This is a genomic window from Candidatus Neomarinimicrobiota bacterium (assembly GCA_022567655.1).
Taxonomy (GTDB): Bacteria; Fidelibacterota; SORT01; order SORT01; family SORT01; genus JADFGO01.
In genome coordinates this window covers 1-7,368 of sequence record JADFGO010000103.1, presented here as the reverse complement: position 1 = coordinate 7,368, position 7,368 = coordinate 1, and the positions used below count along the sequence as shown (strand labels likewise).

Sequence of the window (7,368 nt, the reverse complement as noted above, 5' to 3'; positions counted from 1 at the left end):
AATGACAGTAACGTGCGAGTCAGAGCTTGGCCCTGACCGCACAAACAACCCCTTTTCCCCTCCTTCCCGCCTAACTATAGTCGGGCAGGCCACGTCGCCCCGATCCCGAAACTTCGGGACGGGACTCCTCGCCAGTCCGGCTGCCTGACGGGCAATGACAGTTTTTACAGACTCTACCTAATAAATCGGGAGGGTTAATAAACCCTCCCCTACAATATTAGATTGCTTCGTCCATCGACCGACAGACTCGCATTCGCTACGTTATCGTCTGATCTTTTTTATTCGGATATCTCCGTTGGTAGTGCTTATCCGAATGCGATCTCCGCCGCCGTTTATGTCTCCCCTGCCGACAATTACTTTGTCGCCTCTCCAGTCATCATCGTCATCTGAAATCGTCAGAGGAAAATCGGAGTATATCTTATAATCACGCCATGCGCGGCGCGTGATCTCAAGCTCAATGTCGAATGTAGCGGCTAAATCACCGGGAAGATATAGCGTTATGTCTCCGCCCGCGGTCTCGAGGTCGACGTGAGTATCCGTATTTTTATCCGAGACTATCATCTCGGCTTCTATGTCACCGCCTGCGGTCTCCGCTTCAATGAAGCCACGCGCATTCAGAACTTCGATGCTGCCTCCCGCTGTTTCTACCATCACGGGACCTTTCGATCCTTCAACACTGATGCTTCCGCCGGCTGTCTCCGCCTCTACTTCACCGCCTGCATTGCCAATGTGGATACTTCCTCCGGCGGTTTTCGCATAGACATCACCATCTGTATCGCCGATAGATATACTTCCGCCCGATGTCGATACCCGTATCGGTCCTTTGGCGTGGTTCACGGAGATGCTGCCTCCCGAAGTGGAAATATCCAGATCCTCACCGCTTTCTTCCACCTTGATGCTTCCGCCCGACGTTCGCCCATAGGCTTTTCCTGTAATCTTACCGAACCTGATGCTTCCGCCGGATGTTTCTACGCTCAGATTCCCGCTCACGTCACCGACCTTAATGCTTCCGCCCGCAGTCTTAGCATTGCCGTTCCCGTTTTTGATTCCGTCAATCTTGATGCTTCCGCCCGCTGTGCTTATGTCTACGTTGCCGTTTTCAATCTGACCGACCTTAATGCTTCCCCCTTCAGTATTCGCCTTGACGTTGCCTTCAAGATCTGCAATTCTGATGCTCCCCCCATCTGTTTCAAGATTTATGTTGTATCTAAAAGGAACGGTCACTTCAAACGAAAGAGATGAAGATCTCCGGCGACGCCTCCAGGGGGTTCTACCTGTAACCGTAATGTCTTTACCTGATTTAACAATCCTAACTTCGATCTCTTCCAGGATCTCCTCCGCAGAGGACCTGTTTCGAGCGTCTGCGCGCTTGATCGCAATAACTCTGACCTTATCTTCATGCCATGAATTGATTCTTATCGATCCTTCATCCGAGCTCAGCTTTAATGTTCCGCCCTTTCCGACTTTATAGGTTTTGTCGATAGTTTCCACGTACTCACCGCGCTCTCTGGATATCTCGCCTCTTTCCTGTGACAAAGCGATGGCGGGCAGCGTTATCAGCATTATCAGAATCAGTGTATTTTTAATGAATTTCATTTTATCCCCTCTTTTAAATTAAATTTCTCTTTCCGTTTTTATTATCTCCCAATTTGACAACGATTCCTCCGATTGTTTCCGGATATATTCGTTTTCGTCCGATTCCATCTTCATTTTGAGTATCTCCAGCACATCGGCGTCTCTGAAGTCCTTTAACGCAAGTATCGCTTGTATTCTGACTCCCGTGTTAACGTCATTCGTCAAAGCTTTAATCAAAGCTTTTTTCACGTCGGGGTTGTCGGTCGAGAATGAGAGCGCTTGTACCGCCTTCAGACGGACGCCCGGATTATTGTCATGCCTTAAAGCATATATCAGCGCTTCTATGATCTCCTCGTCATCTGTCTGTCGCTGGAGAAGATCAACGCTTTTTAATCTGACCGACGGTCCTAAATCGCTCCGGAGCGCCGCCGCAAGAATTTTTTGCATCTTCCTATTATTGATGCTGCTTTTTATCCCCACGCTTGACACAGCATCCAGCAAAACGGTTATCTCCTCGGATTTTTCATCATACTTAATTATTCTGAGGTCGGCTATCTCCATGTCATTTGAACCGAACATATCCGCAGTAATGCTGTTATTGTTAGGTGATATCAACTGTTTTATTTCAAAGTCTCCGTCGGTCGCTAAGTCAATCCGGACAAATTTACCGATTAGTATCCCAAATGTAAATATCGTTAACGCAACTGCCGCTTTCGGCATCAGTGATCGAATATACCGGTCCACAAAACCCGGCTTGATAAACCCCGCCTTGTTGTCCAGTACTCGCAAGCTCCCGCGGAGTTTACTTCTGCTTTCTATCAAGACAGAGTCGGGAAGATCGTCTTTCCCGCTCAGATTATACAGCTCATGTAATTCTTTCTCATTTTCATATACTTCCCGCAGCTCGGCACTTTCCGATAACTCTTTCTCGAATAAAATGTTCTCTTCCTGCGTCATTTCGCCGTAGAGATAGAGGATAGCTTTTTCCCTAATATTCTTTTCATTCATGTTATAACTCCATGTATTGCTTAAGTTTCAGTTTCAATTTCTCTCTCGCCCTGAAAAGGTAACTCTTTACAGCCCCGATGGAACACTCCATTAGTTTCGAAGCTTCTTTTAATTTATAACCCTGCTGATGGCAGAGAACGAACGCCATCCGTTCCCGGGAGGAAATATTAGCCAGAGCCTCTTCGATTATCTCTTTCAGCTCGCTATTAACGACGCTTGCTTCGGGATTTTCGTTCGGAGTTGTTCTGAAGCTCTGCTCATAACCCAAAGAATCAGAATTCTCAAACGTTATAGACTCTAAAGGATGTCTCATTTTTTGCCGTCTGAAGTTTATCGCTTTGTTTACGGCTATCCGGTAAAGCCATGTAAAAAAGTTGCTTTTCATTTTAAATTTCGGGAGAGACCTGTAAGCGGAGATCAACGCTTCCTGATAGACGTCCTGTGCGTCATCAACGTTACCTACCATCGAATAAGCCAATTTCAGTACCTGTCTATCGTAGTTACTCACAAGTTGCTCAAAAGCAAAATGGTCTCCATTTTGCGCACGGAGTATCAAATTTCTCTCCTTATCGTTCATTTATATACATGTTACTCCCGTTAAGTAAGACCATTTCGTTGAAATATGGTTGGCAAAAGATTCATAGCTGTGGCAAAGTTTCCGATTATCTTTTGATATTGCCCAATTTCCTTCAATGCCATTCCTTTATAATAGTAAGCATACGCTCTAACGGGCTTTTTGTTTGGTAAAATTGTAAGTTGCCTGATACCTCTCAATATTCCACAGGTTGATTCGAAAAAGCATTTGAGTTTCAAATATAAGAAGATTAGGGCTCGATTTCGAGCTGCAATCAGTGACTAACACTATTTTCCGACTCCATGTAGAGAAGAACGGCAATATACTGCCGTTATGTGACCTTCTTACATCTATCCGGATTTGAATCGCAAGCCATTAACCTTGTAAATACAACCTAAAACATGCAATTAGTGTCAGTTAATTCCACTGGTACGATAATTGCTCATTAAACAAACCGGAACATATCACGCATAAAAGGTAGGAGGTACTCGTATGACCAATCAGGACTTAGTTGAGTTAATTGCTGCAGACAGCGGATTAACAAAATTGCAGGCGGACAGGGCTTTGAATTCTCTCGCAACAAGCCTTTCGAATGCGCTCAAAAACAACGAAGAGGTATATATATCAGGTATCGGCACTTTCACAACGTCGCGGATTCCTGCTGAAGGTGATTCCAGCTCGGCTGCTCAAGGTTCAGCGAATATAGGTACGACGCGAATTCCGCAATTCGAACCGGTCACTGACCTGTTGGCCGCAGTCAGATAACCACACAGCTTACTCAATTCCTATAAACAGCGGGCATTTAATGTCCGCTGTTGAGTGTTAATCGGACCTACACTGGTGTGCGAGTCAGGGCCACCGCCGTTGGCGGGACTTCGCTTGCCCTGACCGCGTTTCCAATAAAGCAATTCCTCTTATTCCCCTCTATTAACCAGTCCGCCCGTCTGGCAGGAAGCCGGACAGATCCTTTCTTATAAGATTTCAAAAGGATCGGCTTTCCATCTTGATAGAGGTGATTTTAGTATCCCCTCCTTTCTAAGGAGGGGATAAAGGGGTGGTTTTCCAATAAAGAATATCCTAAAATTCACTATTTCAACCGTCTTGAGGACCAGTGGATCGCACGGATCTCCCAGCTGCCGGATTCCTTTGAGAGTACCATGAGTTCCACGCCGGCGGAATTTATTTCGCGTCCCCGGAACTCACCCTTCGCCGTGCTGGAGGAGATGACCCAGCCGGCATCTCCCTCGACGACTGCCTGTATCACCTCACGTTTGCTCTTCACCGCGGCTGAAAACTCCATATCCGTTTCTAAATGATGTAACTTATATTCTTCGGCGTTTTCCATATGACCGCTCTCAAGTATAATGACATCTTCCGATAGGAGATTCACGGCGGCATCAGCGTCGCCAGCCGCAAGCGCCTTGTGGTATGCCTCTACCACCGACTTAATTTCAGCCGCTCCGGACTCATTCCCCGGCATCGAGCCAGCTTCCTGCGGGAGAGCAGAAAGTGCAAATATTTGAATTAACAACATCATGAGAAACTGATTCATCGTTCATCTCCGCTAATATCTAATTTGCTGCGTCGTCCGGCAGCCCGTCAGGAGCCGGGCCTTCGACTGGCCGAGGTACAACCGATTTCTAAATTTTGTCCAGCAGGGCTATAATCTCTGCGGCTATCTCAGTTTTAAATATGTTTACGCCCTTCATAAGCGCCTTTTTTCGTGAGGATTTTTCATCGAGACCGGCGCCCTTTACCTTCTCCAAAACCTTGCTGTAGATAACGTCACCGGACTTGTTGTCTTTCATCGTAAACGTGTAATTGGCGTAAGTGATCGATATTCCGAACTGGTTCGGAGGGGAAGGTTCGGTGAAAACCTGAACAGAAAGCGTGAAGTTACTTTTATCAACGTCATCTGAAAATGCAACGCCCAACTCCGAGGTCAAACCGTCGCGGATAGATTCCCTGATAAGGTTCAGCATAGCCCCCTGTCTGTTATCGTCGATATCGTAAAAGTCACTGATAATGACGTTTGAAACGTCTATCTCGAAAGTTGCGGAGGGAACATTGAAGCGTGACATCGAGTTCATAATTATCTTTGCAAGGATTGTGTCGCTGACTACGCTGTTGAGAATCCCGTTTAGGTCTATCGATGCGGTTACGTGCTGTTTATCTTTCTGGTCGATCAACCTATACACTCTTGATTCGGCAAACCCCGAGGCGTCGGTGTTCGCTGCCGTATCGAGCCGCATCGAAATGTTCACGGGCTCGAACTTTACCGGCACGCCTGAAGCGGGAACAGCTCTTCCGGCGCTGTCCAATGTCAGTCTGAGTTTTAGAGGAACGTCAAGCGATTTCTGGAATCGACCGGAAAGAGAGGAACCGTTTACCGGAGTTAGCTTCAACCCGGAGAGAAGGTCGCCTATGCTTTGAAAGAGTGTTGAGCTGAGAACAATCGGTTTTCCGTTGTGGATGACTTCTATCGGCTCGTTCGAGTACTCTATCAGGTTGACATAGCCCTCGATGAACGCCCTCAATCCGGTGCCGACGGAGCCTGTCGAGATCGAGCTTACGCCTCGTTTGTAATTGTCATATGCCAGATTTTTGGCATTTTCCCTCTTCAGACGCTCCTTTTCCGCTAACATGATCTTTGAGAGCCTCACGTACACCCAGTACCCTTCTTTTTTCGCATTCTCTGACCATCTATCGACTGTCTCGACCCCTTCGAGCACAGAAGAGACAGTTGTCTCCACCCGGTAATCCATAATCTCGGTGGAGATTCCCCCTTCTTCCCGGGCGATGTCGGTCGTGCGGCTTTCAATCTGTACTTTCAAGGCTGCTGCCAGATCGTTAAATGCGTTCTCAGTTGCCCGGCGCAGGTCTTCCTCCGCATTGCCGGTGTAATTTGCAAGACCGATTCCGATGTAGTAATCGCGTGGATTGGGACGCTTATCGACCCATGCGGGTTTCTTCCCGTAAACGTTTGCGGCAGCGGATAAGAGATATACGAATAGAATCGCCGAAAGAAGAATCGGATTCAACTTCTCCCGTATCGTGGAGTGAATGGACTTCGCCGGACAGAATTGCTCTTTGAGAAGTTGCTGATTCATTTTCTAACTCCGGTTAAGAGCACTCCCCAACATAAATAATCAGTTCGCCGAAATGACTAAATCACCCGGTTTAACCGGCATATCCGGTGATTTCCATTTAAGGTATTTCCCGGTTGACAAGCCCTTTTCAGTCGTCTCGATGATAATCGACGCGAGAACCTCTTTGCTCCAGCCTATATGTTTCCCTGTCACAGGATGAAGAATTTCTTCTCCGATGCGGAAGACGATAAACACGTTTTGGAGCTTTACACCTCTGTCTTCTCCCATGTCCAGAGTGATCTGATTGCCGTCAGCCATCACGACGTATCCAAGGAGCGGATAGAGATGTCCTATCTTCATGCCTATGTTGTCAATCGATTTTCTCGCGGCACTTGCGTATGCGGAATTATAGTCGATCGCCCCGCTCACTACCGTTCCCTGCGATGATTTAATTATCTTGTTTTCGCTTTTTCCGACAGACCTTTCGGCTAAGAGTATTTTCCCGGTGTTGGTATCGACAGCCCGAACGTCGATAACGACCTCTATCACAACGAGTTCATATCCGAACTTATCGAAGTTCTGTTGAGTTGCGGATGTAATTGTTCCGAATACCACGTATTCGGCTCCTAATATCCTGCCCATTTCGGCGGCGGTTGATTCGTCGATCAATCCGCTCATACCTAACTTTTGTTCGTTGATCACGTTATCTATCTTTGTTCTTTCAATAAGATCGAACTTCCCTGTCTGAGCCAACGAGGTAATCAGCATGTCGGAGAGTTTCAGGTCTACCTTCCCCTCCAGCTTCTCATTGCCTTCGAAATCCAAAACAGCGATACGTTTCTTCAAACTCTCACCCTTTTTGATCTTATCTATGATGGAATCGTCCCATCCACCCGGCATGGACAGCGTTATCGAGGCAGGGGGAGTTGGTTTAAAGGGTGATGACGATTTAGTCGGTTCTGTTGATGCGCATGCCGAAAAGAAAAAGGCAACAATCAACAGATAAACAAGCCGATGATTTGCTCTCATATTTATACTTCCTCCTGTTGAGACCGGGACAGTTCTGCTTTAACTCAGAGCCCTGAACGCATCGACGAGTACCTTCATGTCTTCCAACAATAT

General features: G+C 46.9%; 7 protein-coding genes. 1 reads left to right on the top strand and 6 read right to left on the bottom strand.

Annotation, left to right across the window (positions count from 1 at the left end):
* Window positions 1-261: 261 nt before the first annotated feature.
* The 3 genes from IID12_09190 to IID12_09180 are packed head-to-tail and all read right to left on the bottom strand — an operon-like array spanning window position 262 to window position 3,160.
* On the bottom strand, window positions 262-1,596 hold the full coding sequence (locus tag IID12_09190) for a DUF4097 family beta strand repeat protein (GenBank protein MCH8289261.1): 1,335 nt from the start codon (window positions 1,594-1,596) through the stop codon (window positions 262-264).
* An 18-nt stretch (window positions 1,597-1,614) separates the two neighbouring features.
* Window positions 1,615-2,583, bottom strand: a complete 969-nt coding sequence (locus IID12_09185) for a HEAT repeat domain-containing protein (GenBank protein MCH8289260.1) — start codon at window positions 2,581-2,583, stop codon at window positions 1,615-1,617.
* Between the two features lies 1 nt (window position 2,584).
* Window positions 2,585-3,160: a sigma-70 family RNA polymerase sigma factor gene (locus IID12_09180; protein MCH8289259.1), complete on the bottom strand. Its 576-nt coding sequence runs from the start codon at window positions 3,158-3,160 to the stop codon at window positions 2,585-2,587.
* A gap of 489 nt (window positions 3,161-3,649) precedes the next feature.
* Here IID12_09180 and IID12_09175 point away from each other — a divergent pair, with 489 nt between their 5' ends.
* The gene (locus IID12_09175; GenBank protein MCH8289258.1) at window positions 3,650-3,922 is read left to right on the top strand and encodes an HU family DNA-binding protein; all 273 of its coding nucleotides are present in this window, start codon (window positions 3,650-3,652) and stop codon (window positions 3,920-3,922) included.
* A 322-nt stretch (window positions 3,923-4,244) separates the two neighbouring features.
* Here IID12_09175 and IID12_09170 read toward each other — a convergent pair whose 3' ends face one another.
* The 3 genes from IID12_09170 to IID12_09160 all read right to left on the bottom strand — a co-directional run bounded on the left by IID12_09170 (window position 4,245) and on the right by IID12_09160 (window position 7,275).
* Window positions 4,245-4,709, bottom strand: a complete 465-nt coding sequence (locus IID12_09170; protein ID MCH8289257.1) for a nuclear transport factor 2 family protein — start codon at window positions 4,707-4,709, stop codon at window positions 4,245-4,247.
* A gap of 88 nt (window positions 4,710-4,797) precedes the next feature.
* A complete protein-coding gene (locus tag IID12_09165; GenBank protein MCH8289256.1) occupies window positions 4,798-6,267 on the bottom strand; it encodes an LPP20 family lipoprotein in 1,470 nt (489 codons plus the stop codon).
* Between the two features lie 39 nt (window positions 6,268-6,306).
* The gene (locus tag IID12_09160) at window positions 6,307-7,275 is read right to left on the bottom strand and encodes a hypothetical protein (protein MCH8289255.1); all 969 of its coding nucleotides are present in this window, start codon (window positions 7,273-7,275) and stop codon (window positions 6,307-6,309) included.
* Window positions 7,276-7,368 lie beyond the last annotated feature (93 nt).

Coding starts and splice junctions, on each gene's coding strand:
- IID12_09190 (MCH8289261.1), bottom strand. CDS start 1,596: ATGAAATTCATTAAAAATACACTGATTCTGATAATGCTGATAACGCTG.
- IID12_09175 (MCH8289258.1), top strand. CDS start 3,650: ATGACCAATCAGGACTTAGTTGAGTTAATTGCTGCAGACAGCGGATTA.
- IID12_09160 (MCH8289255.1), bottom strand. CDS start 7,275: ATGAGAGCAAATCATCGGCTTGTTTATCTGTTGATTGTTGCCTTTTTC.
- IID12_09165 (MCH8289256.1), bottom strand. CDS start 6,267: ATGAATCAGCAACTTCTCAAAGAGCAATTCTGTCCGGCGAAGTCCATT.
- IID12_09185 (MCH8289260.1), bottom strand. CDS start 2,583: ATGAATGAAAAGAATATTAGGGAAAAAGCTATCCTCTATCTCTACGGC.
- IID12_09180 (MCH8289259.1), bottom strand. CDS start 3,160: ATGAACGATAAGGAGAGAAATTTGATACTCCGTGCGCAAAATGGAGAC.
- IID12_09170 (MCH8289257.1), bottom strand. CDS start 4,709: ATGAATCAGTTTCTCATGATGTTGTTAATTCAAATATTTGCACTTTCT.